This window comes from Microbacterium daqui (assembly GCF_050408675.1).
Taxonomy (GTDB): Bacteria; Actinomycetota; Actinomycetes; order Actinomycetales; family Microbacteriaceae; genus Microbacterium.
Map to the genome: position 1 here is coordinate 147,844 of NZ_JBNTKF010000002.1, position 14,820 is coordinate 162,663.

General features: G+C 65.0%; 13 protein-coding genes. 12 read left to right on the top strand and 1 reads right to left on the bottom strand.

The genetic code is table 11. From position 1 onward, the window contains the following. Nucleotides 1-23: 23 nt before the first annotated feature. From ACQUSY_RS02005 to ACQUSY_RS02025, 5 genes are read left to right on the top strand one after another with little or no spacing between them, the layout of a single operon-like run. Nucleotides 24-980, top strand: a complete 957-nt coding sequence (locus tag ACQUSY_RS02005; protein ID WP_428902846.1) for an ABC transporter permease — start codon at nucleotides 24-26, stop codon at nucleotides 978-980. Then, nucleotides 973-2,067 carry an ABC transporter permease gene (locus tag ACQUSY_RS02010; protein WP_428902847.1) on the top strand — a complete coding sequence of 365 codons (1,095 nt, stop codon included), beginning with the start codon at nucleotides 973-975 and terminating at the stop codon, nucleotides 2,065-2,067. Before ACQUSY_RS02005 ends, ACQUSY_RS02010 begins: the two co-directional genes overlap by 8 nt. Nucleotides 2,068-2,075: 8 nt before the next feature. Continuing rightward, nucleotides 2,076-3,044 (top strand): ABC transporter ATP-binding protein, encoded by a 969-nt coding sequence (locus tag ACQUSY_RS02015; RefSeq protein ID WP_428902848.1) that lies wholly within the window; start codon nucleotides 2,076-2,078, stop codon nucleotides 3,042-3,044. A 2-nt stretch (nucleotides 3,045-3,046) separates the two neighbouring features. After that, the gene (locus ACQUSY_RS02020; protein WP_428902849.1) at nucleotides 3,047-4,036 is read left to right on the top strand and encodes an ABC transporter ATP-binding protein; all 990 of its coding nucleotides are present in this window, start codon (nucleotides 3,047-3,049) and stop codon (nucleotides 4,034-4,036) included. After that, the gene (locus ACQUSY_RS02025; protein WP_428902850.1) at nucleotides 4,033-5,685 is read left to right on the top strand and encodes an AMP-binding protein; all 1,653 of its coding nucleotides are present in this window, start codon (nucleotides 4,033-4,035) and stop codon (nucleotides 5,683-5,685) included. Before ACQUSY_RS02020 ends, ACQUSY_RS02025 begins: the two co-directional genes overlap by 4 nt. Nucleotides 5,686-5,783: 98 nt before the next feature. Here ACQUSY_RS02025 and ACQUSY_RS02030 read toward each other — a convergent pair whose 3' ends face one another. After that, nucleotides 5,784-6,482, bottom strand: coding sequence for an enoyl-CoA hydratase/isomerase family protein (locus ACQUSY_RS02030; protein WP_428902851.1), 699 nt, complete (start codon nucleotides 6,480-6,482; stop codon nucleotides 5,784-5,786). Between the two features lie 138 nt (nucleotides 6,483-6,620). On the opposite strand from ACQUSY_RS02030, the gene ACQUSY_RS02035 reads away from it, so the two are divergent. The 7 genes from ACQUSY_RS02035 to ACQUSY_RS02065 all read left to right on the top strand — a co-directional run bounded on the left by ACQUSY_RS02035 (nucleotide 6,621) and on the right by ACQUSY_RS02065 (nucleotide 14,636). After that, complete coding sequence (locus ACQUSY_RS02035; RefSeq protein ID WP_428902852.1) at nucleotides 6,621-7,760, top strand: steroid 3-ketoacyl-CoA thiolase; 1,140 nt, start codon at nucleotides 6,621-6,623, stop codon at nucleotides 7,758-7,760. Next, entirely contained in the window at nucleotides 7,757-8,569 is an 813-nt protein-coding gene (locus ACQUSY_RS02040) for an SDR family NAD(P)-dependent oxidoreductase (protein WP_428902853.1), read from the top strand. The genes ACQUSY_RS02035 and ACQUSY_RS02040 overlap by 4 nt, the downstream gene beginning before the upstream one ends. A gap of 17 nt (nucleotides 8,570-8,586) precedes the next feature. Beyond that, the gene (locus ACQUSY_RS02045; RefSeq protein WP_428902854.1) at nucleotides 8,587-10,239 is read left to right on the top strand and encodes a class I adenylate-forming enzyme family protein; all 1,653 of its coding nucleotides are present in this window, start codon (nucleotides 8,587-8,589) and stop codon (nucleotides 10,237-10,239) included. 232 nt (nucleotides 10,240-10,471) lie between these two features. After that, the gene (locus tag ACQUSY_RS02050) at nucleotides 10,472-12,088 is read left to right on the top strand and encodes an AMP-binding protein (protein ID WP_428902855.1); all 1,617 of its coding nucleotides are present in this window, start codon (nucleotides 10,472-10,474) and stop codon (nucleotides 12,086-12,088) included. Nucleotides 12,089-12,103: 15 nt separating this feature from the next. Continuing rightward, nucleotides 12,104-12,937, top strand: a complete 834-nt coding sequence (locus ACQUSY_RS02055) for an IclR family transcriptional regulator (RefSeq protein WP_428902856.1) — start codon at nucleotides 12,104-12,106, stop codon at nucleotides 12,935-12,937. A gap of 111 nt (nucleotides 12,938-13,048) precedes the next feature. Continuing rightward, on the top strand, nucleotides 13,049-13,891 hold the full coding sequence (truA, locus tag ACQUSY_RS02060; protein WP_428902857.1) for a tRNA pseudouridine(38-40) synthase TruA: 843 nt from the start codon (nucleotides 13,049-13,051) through the stop codon (nucleotides 13,889-13,891). Nucleotides 13,892-13,940: 49 nt separating this feature from the next. Then, nucleotides 13,941-14,636 carry an endonuclease/exonuclease/phosphatase family protein gene (locus ACQUSY_RS02065; RefSeq protein ID WP_428902858.1) on the top strand — a complete coding sequence of 232 codons (696 nt, stop codon included), beginning with the start codon at nucleotides 13,941-13,943 and terminating at the stop codon, nucleotides 14,634-14,636. Nucleotides 14,637-14,820 lie beyond the last annotated feature (184 nt).

Genomic DNA, 14,820 nt, shown 5'->3' on the forward strand with positions numbered 1-14,820 from the left:
GGAGCGGAGAACGGAGACGTACCATGGCCTGGCGCCGGGTAACGAACACTCTCGTAGACCTCATCATTGTGCTTTTGGTGGTGAGCCTCGGAACCTTCCTTCTGGTGAACCTGATGGGTTCAGACCCAGCGATCGCCATCTTGGGTGAGGGCTACCCTGAGGAAGAATACGAGAAGATTCGTATCGAGCTGGGGTATTACGACCCCGCCATCGTCCGCTACTTCTCGTGGCTCGGTAGCGTCTTCACAGGCGACCTCGGCACGCAGATGATGCCGCCGTACGCGCCGGTCACCGAGCGCATCGCCTCCGCGCTGCCGGTCAGTGTGCAGCTCGCCATCATGGGCATTGGTATCGCCCTGCTGCTCGCTATTCCGCTCGCCATGATCTCGGCCTACTTCGCCGGTGGTCGACTGGACCGCATGATCAGCGCCGGTGCCTTCGGCATGCTGTCGATCCCGAGCTTCCTGCTCGGCCTCATCGTCATCATGGTCTTCGCGAACTGGCTCGGTTGGTTCCCTCGCGCCGAATGGGTGCGCATCACCGATGACTTTGGTCTGAACCTCTATCACGCTCTTCTCCCCGCGCTCGTGATCGCACTGGGGGAGACGGCGACCTTCACGCGTATCCTGCGCAACGACCTCATCATGACGCTGCAAGAGGACTACATCCTCGCGGCCAAGGCCAAGGGCATGTCGCCGCTTCGCATCATGCTGAGCGATGCCCTGCGCCCCGCATCCCTCTCTATGGTCACGATCGTGGGCATCTCGCTGGGTCGCCTCATTGGTTCCACGGTCATCGTGGAGTACCTGTTCGCGCTCCCCGGCATGGGATCCCTTGTCATTAGCGCGGCCAGCAACGGCGACGTGGTCACGATCCAGGGCGCCGTCATGGTGATCGCCGTGATCTACGTGCTCACCAACCTTCTGATCGACTTCTCGTACGGTCGCCTCGACCCCCGCATCCGGAGGGCACATGTCTGAGTCACTGACCAAAGCCACCCCGCCGCGGCCCACGCCGCCGCGCACCGAGGTTGTGCGACTGAAGAACAAGCGCACGCCCCGGCCCCGCACCGTCAATGTCATCATCGGTGGCATTCTTGCCGTCGCCGGCATCGTCGCGGGCATCATCTCCACGTTCAACCTGCAGGGCCAAGGTTGGCTACAGGCGGGCGGCTACCTGCTGACGGCGATTCTGCTGTTCCAGGCGTTCGCGTACCTCGGTCGTGCGTGGCGCGGCAACGGGTTTGATGCTTCGCTGTGGCTCTGCACTGCGTGGCTCGTGTTGCTTATCGGTGCGGCAGCATTCGCCCCGATCCTGCCGTTCGGTGAGTTCGAAGACTCATCCGCCACGCTGGACGACCCGGTCATGGCACGCCCCGACCTGCTGTCGCCCAACCTGCTCGGTACCAACAACCTCGGCCTCGACATGCTGGCCCGCATCGTTTACGGTGCCCGCATTTCGCTCGTCGTCGCGCTGATCGCTGTCGGTCTCGGCATGCTCATCGGTGGCCTGCTCGGCATCATCGCTGGCTTCTACCGCAAGTTGCCCGACCGCGTCATTTCGATCCTCACCAACTCGCTGCTCGCGGTTCCGCCGCTTATCCTGCTCATCGCGCTCGCGACGGTGCTGGAGCCGAACATTTGGAACCTGTCATTCGCCCTCATGCTGATGGCGCTGCCCAGCATGGTGCGCATTGCGCGCGCCAACACGCTCACCTTCGCACAGCGTGAGTTCGTGCTCGCGGGCCGCTCTATGGGTGCCTCCAACTGGCGCCTGATGTTCAAGGAGCTGCTGCCGAACGTGTTCTTGCCGCTCGCGTCGTACGGCATGGTGATGGTCTCGGTGCTGATCGTGGCCGAAGCGTCGCTCAGCTTCCTTGGCCTCGGTACTCCGCCGCCCACGCCCACATGGGGAAACATGATCGCCGAGGGTGAGGGCCTGACCTTCCAGAAGCACCCGCACATCGTGCTCGTGCCCGGCATCACGCTGTTCCTGACGGTGTTCTCGTTCAACATGCTCGGGGAGAAGGCGCGTGCGCACTTCGACTCCCGCAAGGCCAAGGTCTAGGAGCTGACATGACCGAACTCCTCCAGGTCAACGACCTGCACACAAAGCTACAGACGGCACGCGGCATGCTGCGCGCGGTCGACGGTGTCTCGTTCACCCTCAAGGCCGGTGAAACCCTCGGAGTCGTGGGTGAATCGGGCTCGGGTAAGAGCGTGCTGGGGCGCACCATCATGGGCCTCATTGCCTCCAGCGCGACGTCTGAAGTCACCGGCAGTGTGCTGCTGGACGGCGAAAACATTCACAACATGTCACCGAAGCAGCTGCGCTCAATTTGGGGTAGCAAGATCGGCATGGTCTTCCAAGACCCAATGACGGCGCTGAACCCGGTCAAGAAGATTGGGCCGCACCTCACCGAGGGCTTGCGTAAGCACCAAGGCATGAGCAAGGCCGAAGCCCGCACCGTGGCGCTCGACATGCTGGCCCGTGTCGGTATTCCAGCACCCGAGCGTCGCTTCGACCAGTTTCCGCACGAAATGTCGGGCGGTATGCGCCAGCGCGTCGTTATCGCGATGGCCCTCGTTAACAAGCCGAAGCTGCTGATTGCCGATGAGCCCACGACGGCGCTCGACGTCACGGTGCAGCGGCAGATTCTTGACCTGCTCGATGAGCTCCAAGAGGAAATGGGGATGGCCACGATCCTCGTGAGCCACAACCTCGGCGTTGTGTCCGGTCGCGCTGACCTCGTTGCCGTCATGTACGGCGGCCGCTTCGTCGAAACCGCGGAGGCGGAAGAGCTCTTCGACGCGCCGCGCCACCGCTACACGAACGCCCTGCTGCACGCGATTCCGCAGCTCGCAGACGCGCCGCATACGCGCCTCGACGCGATCGCTGGCACGCCGCCGAACATGGTCACGCCGCCGACCGGCTGCCGCTTCGCCGCCCGATGCAAGGCTGTGCAGCCCGAATGCAGCAACCCGCTTGAACTATTGACCGACCAGCGCACCCACCAGTGGGCGTGCGTGAATCCGGTGAGGTAATCATGCCGTTGACAGAATCCACCACCCAGAGCGTTCTCGACAACGGTGGCCGCGAGCCCGTTCTCGCCGTCGATAACCTCGTCGTCACCTTCCCGGTGCGCGGCGGCCAGGTCAGCGCCGTCGCTGACATCACGTTCGAAGTGCGCGAGGGTGAGACCCTCGGCATCCTCGGTGAGTCGGGCTGCGGTAAATCCAGCGCCGGCCGTGCCGTGATGCAAATTCCCTCGCCGACCTCTGGTTCCGTCCGCCTCGACGGCAAGGAGCTCACCGGCCTCACCCGCAAGCAGCTGCGCACCGATCGCGCGGCGATGCAGATGATTTTCCAAGATCCGGTGTCGTCGCTGAACCCGCGCCGCAAGGTCAAGGATCTCGTTGCCGAGGGCCGCCACATCCGTGGCGAAAAGGTCACCGACGCCGAAATTCGTCAGCTGCTCAGCGAGGTCGGCCTCGACCCCGACACGGTGTGGGATCGCCGCCCGCATGAGCTCAGCGGTGGCCAGTGCCAGCGCGTCTGCATTGCGCGTGCGCTCATGATGCGCCCGCGCCTCATGATCTGCGACGAGCCGGTCTCGAGCCTCGATGTGTCCGTGCAGGCGCAGATTCTGAACCTGCTCGAAGACGCCAAGAGCGAGCACAACCTCAGCATGGTCTTCATCGCGCACGACCTCGCCGTCGTCAAGAACATCAGCGACCGCGTGATGATCATGTACCTCGGCAAGGTGTGTGAAGTGGTTCCGTCTGACACCCTCGTCACCGAAGCCGTGCACCCCTACACGAAGCTGTTGCTTTCGTCGGTGCCCGGTGCGGAAGACGACGTGCCGGTTCCGGCGGGCGAACTGCCCTCGCCGCTTAACCCGCCCAGCGGCTGCCGCTTCCGCACCCGCTGCCCGTTCGCGACCGAAAAGTGCGCGGCTGAAGAGCCCGCCCTCGAAACCATCGCGCCGGACCACCAGATTGCCTGCCACTACGCCCGGGAGTTGATGAACGCATGACGCTGTTCGCCGATGTTGTGCGCGCACGCGCCGAAGATGACAAGGTCGGTCTCGTTTTTGAAGACCGCTCATGGACGTGGCGTGAGGTTGTCGCCGAAGCGTGCGTTCGCGCCGCCGCCCTGTCGCGCGTGGTGCCGGTGCCGGAGGGGCGCCAGCGCCACCTCGGCATTCTGCTGGAGAACGTGCCCGACTACGTGTTCTGGTTGCTAGCCGGAGCGATGAACGGAACCACGGTTGTCGGTTTGAACGCGTCGCGTTCGGCTGCGGAGTTGGCGGCTGATATTGACAACGCCGACATCGACGTCATCGTCACCGAAGAGCGCCTGCGTCACCTGCTGGTTGACGCAGACATCGCCGCCGACCGGGTCAGCACGATCGACAGCGACACCCATGCCGCATGGCTCGGTGCACACGCGGGAGCGGGGCTGCCGACCGAGACACCGCAGGGCACCGACATCGCCCTGTTGCTCTTCAGTTCCGGAACCACCGGAACCCCGAAGGCCGTCATCGTCGGGCAGGAGCGCCTCGGCACACTGGTCACGAAGATCGTCGACCGCATTTCGCTGCGTCGCGACAGTGTGACGTACCTGTGCATGCCGTTGTTCCACGGCAACGCGATCATCATGAACCTCGCGCCCGCACTCGTCATCGGCGCCACCGTGACGCTCGCACGCAAGTTCAGTGCGACGCGTTTCGCCGGCGACATTCACCACTACGGCGTCACCTACCTCAACTACGTCGGCCGCGCGCTGTCGTACGTGCTGAACCACCCCGCCGACCCGCGCGACGCTGACTCGACGCTGGAATTGGCGTACGGAACCGAGGCTTCTGAAGCAGACATCCGTCGCTTTGGTGAGCGCTTCGGTTGCGTCGTGATGGAGGGCTACGGCCTCACCGAAGGTGTGTTCCGTATTGGGCGCACGCCCGACACGCCTCCCGGCTCCCTCGGCCGCCCCCAAGAGGGGACCGACGTGCGGGTCATGGATGAGAACACGGGCGAAGAGTGCCCGCGCGCGGAATTCACCGCCGATGGTCGCCTCGCGAACCCCGAAGCGGTGGGCCAGATGGTCGCCGTTGGGCTCGCGCACCTGTTTGAGGGGTACTACCACAACCCCCAGGCCGTCGCCGATCGCGTGCGCGGTGCTGACTTCTGGTCGGGCGACCTCGGATACCGCGACGCGGATGGCTGGTTCTACTTTGCTGGCCGTTCGTCCGACTGGATTCGCGTTGACGGCGAAAACTTCGCCTCGGCTCAGGTCGAACGCGTACTGCAGCGCGCCCCCGGCGTGCTGTCGGCCCCGTCGTTCGCGATCGCCGACCCGCGCACGGGTGACCTCGTGATGTGTGGCGTCGAGATGGAGGCGGGCGCCACGTTTGACGCCGATGAGTTCGCGTCGTTCTTGGCTGCACAGCCTGACATGGGCGCCAAATGGTGGCCCGCGTTCGTGCGCATCGTGCAGCAGCTGCCCCTCACCGGCAGTGGCAAGCTCGACAAGGCGCCGCTGCGCCGTGCCGCGTGGCAGTCCGACGACGACGTGTACATGCGCGTCGGCCGCACCGCCGAGTACCGCCTCATGTCGCCCGACGACAAGGCCACACTCGTGTCAGAGTTCCTGACGCACGGCCGCGCCGCTCTGCTCCCGGCCTAACGCCGAAACACATTCTGGTCGGCGAGACCCCCGCTCCGCGGTGGTGTCTCGCCGACCAGAATGTGTTTGGGGCGGGGTTCTTGCGTCTGTTGAGTGCGCTACTGCGGCCGAGCGGAACCAGTGCGTAGCTGCGCGAGGAGTGCCTGTTCTGCGCGGAGCGCGTTGGGCAGCGGCAGGTCAACGAGAGTCACGGCCTCACGGGCCGCGGCGACCGCGGCAACCGGTTGCTGGGCGATGCGTCGGGCTGCCTCAAGAGCGGTAGCAACAAGCGCACCGGGCTCCGTCACGCGGGAAATCAGGCCGAGCGTCGCCGCTTCTGCCGCACCCACGACGCGACCCGTGAGCACCATGTCGCGCGCCACCAGGGTTCCGCCCGCCCGTGCCACTCCCTGCACTCCGCCCATGCCCGGAATGATGCCGAGCGAGACTTCGGGCAGGGAGAAGCGGGCGCTCGGGTCGGCGATGATGAGGTCGCACGTGAGCGCGAGTTCGAAGCCGCCGCCGATCGCGTGACCCGAGACGGCCGCAATCGACGGCACGCCGATGTCGCGCAAGCACAGCCACCCCGACGGCGCCGTGCGCGGTGCCGACGGCTGGGTGAAAACGGCGCGGTCGGCGCCAACGCTGAACGCGCGGTCTGATCCGGCCACGACGATCGCGCGAACGCCCGCCCCGACCGCAGACTCGACGGCCGCGCGAAACTCGTCACCGAACTCGGCGGTCATTGCGTTGAGGGCGGCCGGGCGGTCGAGCCGCACCAGCGCAACATCGTCGTCAATCGTCAGTGATACCCACATGAAAGCTCCTCTGCTCCCTTCATCGTGGTGCTCGCCTGACGCATTCGCGCGATTGCTCCCACCAGTTGAGAACTCCGCCATGGGTGCTCAAGGCCGGTGCCTATCGTGAATCAGCAATACACGGCACAAGGAGGTTCCATGTCGCGCCCGGTAATCATCGACGCAATTCGTTCGCCCTACGGCAAGCGCGGAGGCCAGCTCAGCGGCGTTCACGCCGTCGACCTTCTCTCCACGATCCAGAAGGCAGCGCTTGACCGCGTTGGCCTCGCACCCGATGAGATCGACGAGGTCATCGGCGGCTGCGTGACGCAGGCCGGCGAACAGTCGAACAACATCGCGCGCTTCGCGTGGCTCAACGCTGGCTTCCCGACCGCGATCGGTGGCACCACGATTGACGCGCAGTGTGGTTCTGGCCAGCAGGCCGTTCACCTCGTGGCCGCGCAGATCGCCGCGGGCATGACCGAAGTCGGTCTCGCGTGCGGTGTTGAAGTTATGAGCCGTGTGCCGCTGCAGTCGAACCTCGCCGACGGTCAGTTTGGCTACCCTCGTCCGCCGGCGTGGTCGGTCAACCTGCCCGCACAGTACGAGGGCGCCGACCGCATTGCTGCCCGCCGCGGCTTCACGCGCGAGCAGCTCGACGAGTTTGGTGTGCGCTCACACCAGCGTGCCGCCGCCGCTTGGGAAGCCGGATACTTTGACCGCCAGGTCGTGCCGGTGACGCTGGAAGACGGAACCGTGGTGTCGCGTGACGGCGGACTCCGCGAAAGCAGCATCGAGGGTCTGAGCGGACTCAAGACGATCCGCGAGGGTGGCTTCCACACCGCCGGAACCTCGTCACAGCTTTCTGACGGCGCAACCGCCGCAATTCTCATGAGCGAGGTGCGTGCCAACGCTGCCGGCCTCCAGCCGCGTGGCTACATTCTGGCGCAGTGCCTTGTCGGTGGCGAGCCGGAATACCTGCTCGATGGCCCGGTACAGGCGGCCGAACGCCTGCTGCAGCAGTCGGGCCTGAGCATTGACGACATCGACATTTTTGAGGTCAACGAAGCCTTCGCCGCGGTACCGATGTCGGTCGCGAAGGTGCACGGCATCGACCACGACCGCCTCAACGTCAACGGTGGTGCGATCGCCCTCGGCCACCCGGTCGGCTCGACCGGCATTCGCCTCATCGCCAACGTGCTCGACGAGCTCGAGCGTCGCGGTGGCCGCTACGGCATGATCCTCACGTGCGCTGGTGGCGCGATGGCTGCCGGCACCCTGATCGAGCGTGCACGATGACGGCGGGTCTTGCCGGCCGCATCGCGATCGTGACCGGTGCCGGGCGTATGCGTTCGATCGGCCGCGGCATCGCACAGCAGCTTGCGGCCGCTGGCGTTGACGTTGTGCTCGTCGGTACCGGCCGTGACGCCGCCCGCGGTGACGCGGAAATCGCCGCTGGCTGGCGCGACATTGAATCGGTTGCCGACGACGTTCGTGCCGCCGGTGCCCGTGCGCTCACGATCACGGGCGACATCTCCGACGAAGCATCGGTCAACGAAATCTTCGACACCGTCGTTGCGGAGTGGGGGAGTGCGCCCACAATTCTGGTGAACAACGCGGCAGCGTCACGCGGCTCTGACCGCGTGACGGTCACCGAGCTCGACGTTTCGGAATGGGACACCGTGATGCGTGTCAACGTGCGCGGCACCTTCCTGATGAGCCGTGCATTCGCACGCCTGGTTCCGCAGTCCGCCCCGGCAGGCATCATCAACATCTCCTCCATCGGTGGCAAGCTTTCGGGCCCGTTCACCGCCGCGTACTCGGCGTCGAAAGCAGCGATTCAATCGCTCACGTCATCGATGGCGAAAGAACTCGGTTCACGCAACATTCGCGTCAACGCGATCTGCCCGGGTGTCGTCGACACGTCACGCCTCGGCGACCGCACACCCGAACAGTGGGCTGACTACGTTGCCGCCACCATCCCGATGGGTCGCATGGGCACGCCCGACGACATTGCTGAGGCCGCCCTGTTTCTGCTGAGCGACAACGCCAGCTGGATCACGGGGCAGTCGTGGAACGTCGACGGCGGACAGCTCACCATTCGATGACTATGCAAGGAACGACGATGACGTCACCCCGCACGAAGGAACAGATCTTCGCCGACCTCACCGCGCCCGGTGAGTTCTTCGAAGTGCGCACCGAGACTGTGCTCGGCCACCCGGCCAACATCTTTCACAACCAGACCATGACGCTCGGCGAAATGCTGGAGGAGTCGATTCGCTTCGGCAACGAGGAGTACCTCGTCGCGGGCGACCTGCGCCTCACGTACGCCGAACACCGCAACCGCGCGCGTGCTACGGCTGCACTGCTGCGCGACACGTACGGTGTCAAGCACGGCGATCGCGTCATGATTCTGGGCCACAACTCTGCCGATTGGCTGCTCGCGTTCTGGGCGATCACGTCGCTCGGTGCGATTGCGGTTGCCGGAAACTCGATGGGTGTCGGGGGCGAGCTGGAGCACCAGATCACCCTCACCGACCCCGTTGTCGTGCTCGCCGATCGCGACCTGCAGGAGCGCCTCGCGACGTGCGCCGTCGACCACGACCGCGTGGTTTCGCTCGAGCAGACCGTCGCCGACGCTATCGCGCAGTATCCCGATGCTCCGGCGATCGAAGCGGATGTCGCGCTCGATGACCCCGCCGTCGTCATCTTCACGTCGGGCACCACCGGTCGCCCGAAGGGTTCTGTGCACTCGCACCGCAACGTCGCGACGGCCACGTGGTTCCACCTGTTCAGCGACGCCACGATTCGTGCGATGGGGCTGGAACGCCCGCACCGCACCTACCTGCTCGTCTCGCCGCTGTTTCACATCGCGTCGCTGCACAACCTCGCGATCGTGCGCATGGTGACTGGCGACAAGGTGGTCATGAGCCTCGGCAAGTTCTCGGTGCCGAACATTCTCGCCCTCATCGAGGCCGAGAAAATCACGAACTGGGGCGCCGTGCCGACCATGATCGCGCGCGTGCTCGCCGAAGACACCTCTACCTACGACCTCACGTCACTGCGCACGCTGACCGTCAACTCGGCGCCGTCGAGCCCGACGTTGAAGGCCGCGTTCCGCGAGCGGTTCCCGTGGCTCGCGGGCTCGTTCAGCACGACGTACGGGCTCACCGAGTCGTCATCGGCGGCGACCGTCGGCACGCCGGCGATGCTCGAGGCCGACCCGGAGTCGGTCGGTACCCCCATCGTCACGATGGAGATTGAGATTCGTGGCGACGACGGAACCGTCGTGCCGGATGGCGTCGAAGGCGAAGTTTTCTTGCGTGGTCCGCTGGTCATGATCGGCTACTACGGTATGGGCGAACGCGGTGGCGTCGACGAGAACGGGTGGTTTGGCACCGGCGACATCGGTCGCATGGAGGGTGGCGAACTGCGCCTGCGCAGCCGCCGTTCTGACCTCATCATCCGCGGTGCGCAGAACGTGTACCCGGCCGAGGTTGAGAACGCGCTGGCCACGCACCCGGAGATCGAGGAGTCGATCGTCTTCGGTGTCGACGACGAGGAGTGGGGGCAGGAGGTCGCCGCGATCATCGTGCTGGCGCCCGAATCGACGCTCACGATTGCCGACATCGCGGCGCACCTCGAAGAGCGCCTCGCGCGGTACAAGCGCCCGGCCTTCATTCGGTTGCGTGACGAGCCGCTGCTGCGCAACGCAACGGGCAAGGTCATTCGCAAGGATCCACTGCTCGTCGTGACCCCGGAGGACCGGTTGGTTTAAGTGCTTCGGCGGCTCACCGTGACCGAGCGCGAGCAACCGGAGGTCGGGGAAATCGTGCGGCAAAGCGGGCACCACGCCGGTTGTGCTGTTCTGGCGCAATTCTTCCGACCCCCGGTCGCTTCGCTTTGACATTCGGCCGCGTTTGTCGCGCGTGAGCACATGCTCGCACCGTGCAGAATTCACAGGTAACTTAACGATTTGACGTTAACCAAGCAAGTGCTAGATTAGTCGCGTGGCAACGACGCCTCCGACTCCCTTTTCAGCTCCGCACTCCGCTCTTCACGAGCACGCAACGACTGCCGAGCTTCTCATCCGTGCACTGAGCCACGATGGTGATTCCATCGCGCTCACGATCGGTGAGATCAGCCTCACGCGTGCTGATATGGCGCGGCGCATCAGCCAATACGCGCAGGAGTTTGCCGCCCGCGGCATCGTTCCCGGCACCCCGGTTGCGCTCCTCACCAAGAGCACGGCCGACGCCCTGCTCGCGCAATTCGCGGCGCAAATGCGGGGCGCACGCCTCACACTGCTGTCGGCTTCGGCATCGCCCGAAGACCTCGCTTTCATCCTCGACGACGCTGAGATCGAGGTGCTCGTCGTTGACGCGGCCGCCTTCGGTGACACGATTGCCACACTCGAATGGAACCACCGCGAGCGCTGCCAGATTCTGACGCTTGGCGCCGCCGCTGTCGGTGACGACGTCGCACACGCTTCGCTCGCGCACACTGCGGCGCCGCTGGAATTCGCGGGACGCGGCCCCGAAAACATGAGCTCGATTGCGTACACGGGCGGAACCACGGGGCGCCCGAAGGGCGTGATCGGAACCTTCAGGTCGGCCGCGACGTTGATTCAGATTCAGATGAGCGAGTGGGAGTGGCCGAACCGGCCGACCCTGTTGCTGGCAACGCCGCTTACGCACGCGGGTGGCACCTTCGTTCTGCCCGCGCTGTTGCGTGGTGGCCGGGTCATCGTGCTTCCGACATTCAACGCCGCGACGGTTCTTGAGACGATCGAACGCGAGCGCGTCGACACCATGTTTGTTGTGCCGACCATGCTGTACGCGCTCCTCGACGCACCTGGCAAGTTCGACACGTCGTCGCTCAAGACGGTCTACTACGGTGCCGCGCCGATTCTGCCCGCCCGCCTTGCTGCCGCGATCGAGCGCTTCGGCCCGGTGTTCTTCCAGTTCTACGGCCAGACCGAGTGCGGCATGACGATCGCCGTGCTGAAGCGCGATGAGCACAACGTCGCAAACCTCACGACGTGTGGGCGGCCGGTGCCCTGGCTCGACGTTGCCCTGCTTGATGCTGACGGTAACCGCGTGCCAGCCGGTGAGGTCGGCGAAGTGTGCGTGCGCGGACCACTCGTCGCGCAGGGCTATTGGAAGCGCCCCGAGCAGACCGCAGAGACGTTCCGCGATGGCTGGCTGCACACCGGCGACCTCGGCCGCTTCGACGACAACGGATTCCTCACCCTCGTTGACCGCTCGAAAGACGTCATTATCTCCGGCGGATTCAACGTGTACTCCGCCGAAGTTGAATCCGTCATTGCGACGCTGCCGAACGTGGCTGACGTCGCCGTCGTCGGCGTACCCGACGAGTACTGGGGCGAGGCTGTCACCGCACTCGTGGTTCCACTCGCCACCATCGACACCACCGCGCTCATCGAGGCGGTGCGTGAACGCCGCGGCAAAGTGCACGCGCCCAAGCACGTCGTGTTCGTCGACGCGCTCCCCAAGACCCCGCTCGGAAAGGTCGACAAGGCTGCCGCACGGCAGCTTGCGGCCGCATCCGTAGCGGCACACCGCAACACCCCCGCCGGCACCCTCGCCGGCACAACCCGTAACTGAGTACAGGAGAATCTGATGAACCAGCGCACCCTGCCTTTCGACGAAGACGTCGAGCTGGACGATACTCATGCCGACTCGCGCTCAAGCGTTATCGAGCGCGTCTCTGACATTCTGGACGCCTTCAGTAAGAGCCCCGATCGACTGCTACTGAGCGACCTCACCGACATGACCGGGCTGCCGCGCTCCACCGCCTTCCGCCTGCTGACGCAGCTCGTCGATGTCGGCTGGGTGCAGCGCGACCGCCGCGGGTACCGCCTGGGTCAGCGCATGATCGCCGTCGGTAAAAACCACGGGAACCACGGGCTGATTCGCGAAGCTTCGGCCCAGACCCTCCAGGATCTGCACGAAGCCACCGGGCTGTTCGTGCACCTCGGTGTCATGGAGGGAACGAGCCTCATCCACTACCTCGACCGCATTGGTTCGATGAAGGGTGTGAGCTTTCCGCCGTCGCGCGTCGGGTTCCGGTACCCGGTTGAGCGCACCGCAGCGGGTCGGTCGATTCTGTCGACGCTCGACCCGGAAACGGCTGACGCTATCTTGACGCACCGCGAAGAAGAGGCTGACATCGAGATGGGTGAGGTGCGTTCGGCCGTTGCAATCGCGCGCCGTCGCTCCGGTGTCGCCGCGATTCAGGGTGGCCTCGAGTGGACGAAGGTGAACTCCGTCGCCGCGCCCATCATGGGCCCGGACGGCCCCGTCGCCGCCATCGCGCTCGCCGGTCAGAACCTCACGATTCAGCCGCTTATTCCGCTTGTGCTGGTCGCGGCCCGCCGCGTCAGCGCCGAGTTGTACCCGCGCTGGTTTGAAGAGAAGCAGCGCCAGGCTCAGCGCCGCCGCCGCACGGCGTAACTGATTCCGTGGCTGAGCCCCGTGGTTCCGGGCTCAGCTACGTGGTTCCGCTCACCCGCTCGCGGGAGCGTGCGCGTGAGGCGCAACCTGCCGCACCGCTAGGCTGGATTCATGCGGATCCGCCTCGATATTGCGTACGACGGTACCCATTTTCGTGGGTGGGCGACGCAGCCCGGCCTGCGCACCGTGCAGGGCACGTTGCAGGCGGCGCTGGAGCGCATTGCGGGCGGAACCATTCGGCTGGTTGTCGCCGGACGCACGGATGCCGGGGTGCATGCGTCGGGTCAGGTTGCTCACGTCGACCTCGATGAGGATCAGGTCGAGCGCATCATGCAGCGGCGCACGGCGCCGGGTGAAGACGCGGTGTCGCAGATTGCCAGGCGCATTCGCGGGGTTGTCGGCGCATACAGCGACGTTGACGTGATGTTGACGACGCGGGCGCCGGAGGGTTTTGACGCGCGTTTTTCGGCGGTGTGGCGTCGGTACGAGTACCGGTTGGCCGACGAGGTGTCGGGCTACCACCCGTTGACGCGTGCGTTCACGACGTTTCACAAGGCGAGCCTCGATGTTGACGCGATGAACGAAGCGGCGTCACGCCTCATCGGTCTGCACGACTTCGCGGCCTACTGCAAGCCGCGTGAAGAGGCCACAACGATTCGCACGCTGCTGGAGTTTGACTGGCGCCGCGATGATGCGGGCGTGCTAGTCGCGCACCTCAAGGCTGACGCGTTTTGTCACTCGATGGTGCGTGCTTTGGTCGGTGCGTGTGCGGCTGTCGGCGAGGGCCGACTCGAGCCTGACGACGTCGTCACTCTGCGCGAGGCGGGGGAGCGCACGAGCGCGTTCAAGGTGCTCGCGGCACGCGGTTTGACGCTGTCTGAAGTCGGTTATCCGGCCGATGATTTGCTCGCTGCGCGTGCCGAACAAACGCGAGCGCGACGAGAACTCGACTAGTCCGCAGAACCTGCGCCAGCACACCCCAGACGGGCGTAGTGTGGCAGTGATGAGAGTCATTTCGTACAACCTGCGCAAGCATCGCGCGGTGGACGAGTTGCATGAACTGGTTACCGCCCGAGGCGTCGACGTGTTGTGTCTGCAGGAGTGCGACACCACCGATATTCCCGATGAAATCGCCGGTCTCAAGCTCGCTGACGCGACACGAATGAACCGCCTCGGCCTCGCCGTCTACGCACGCGCAAGCGCCTACCGCGTTGGTGCGACCGTCTCGCTGGCGTTGAAGAAGTCACTGCATGACCGCGTGCTGCGACCGGCGCACGAGCGTGTGCTGGGCGTGCGTCTGCACGATATCGACGACAATCGTGACTTCATTGTGGCGTCGTTTCACGCCGCGCCGCTGACCGCACTCAACTCGCTGCGCCGGCACCAAATCAAGGTTGCGCTCTCGGAGCTCGGCCAGCTCGGCGAAGGCCTGCCGATTCTCATGGTCGGCGACTACAACTACCCCGTCTTCAAAGAGAACCTGTCGCAACGCATGCGCGAGGTGGGGTTCGAACTCTCCATGAGTGACAGCCGCACCTACACCCGATACCGCTTCTTCAAGGGCTACTACGACTTCGCGACGTCGATCGGCTTCCGCATCGACGACATCACGACCCTCCCGCAAGGATCCAGCGACCACTTGCCGATCCAGATCGACGCCACCCTTCCCGGCCGCGTCCCTCACGCTGCCATCGTCTAACCCGCACCCCGTGGTTCCGGAACCATTCCTTTCTCGTGCTGCGAACGGTTCCGTCTCGCGTAAGAGACTTGCGGCAAACCTCGGTTTGGTGATTGGCGGCCGGTAACGTAAGCTATTTCATTGGTGCGTGCGACTGCTCGTGCGCATCCGAACGTGAGCCCTCCACCGATGTGTTCAATCAGGC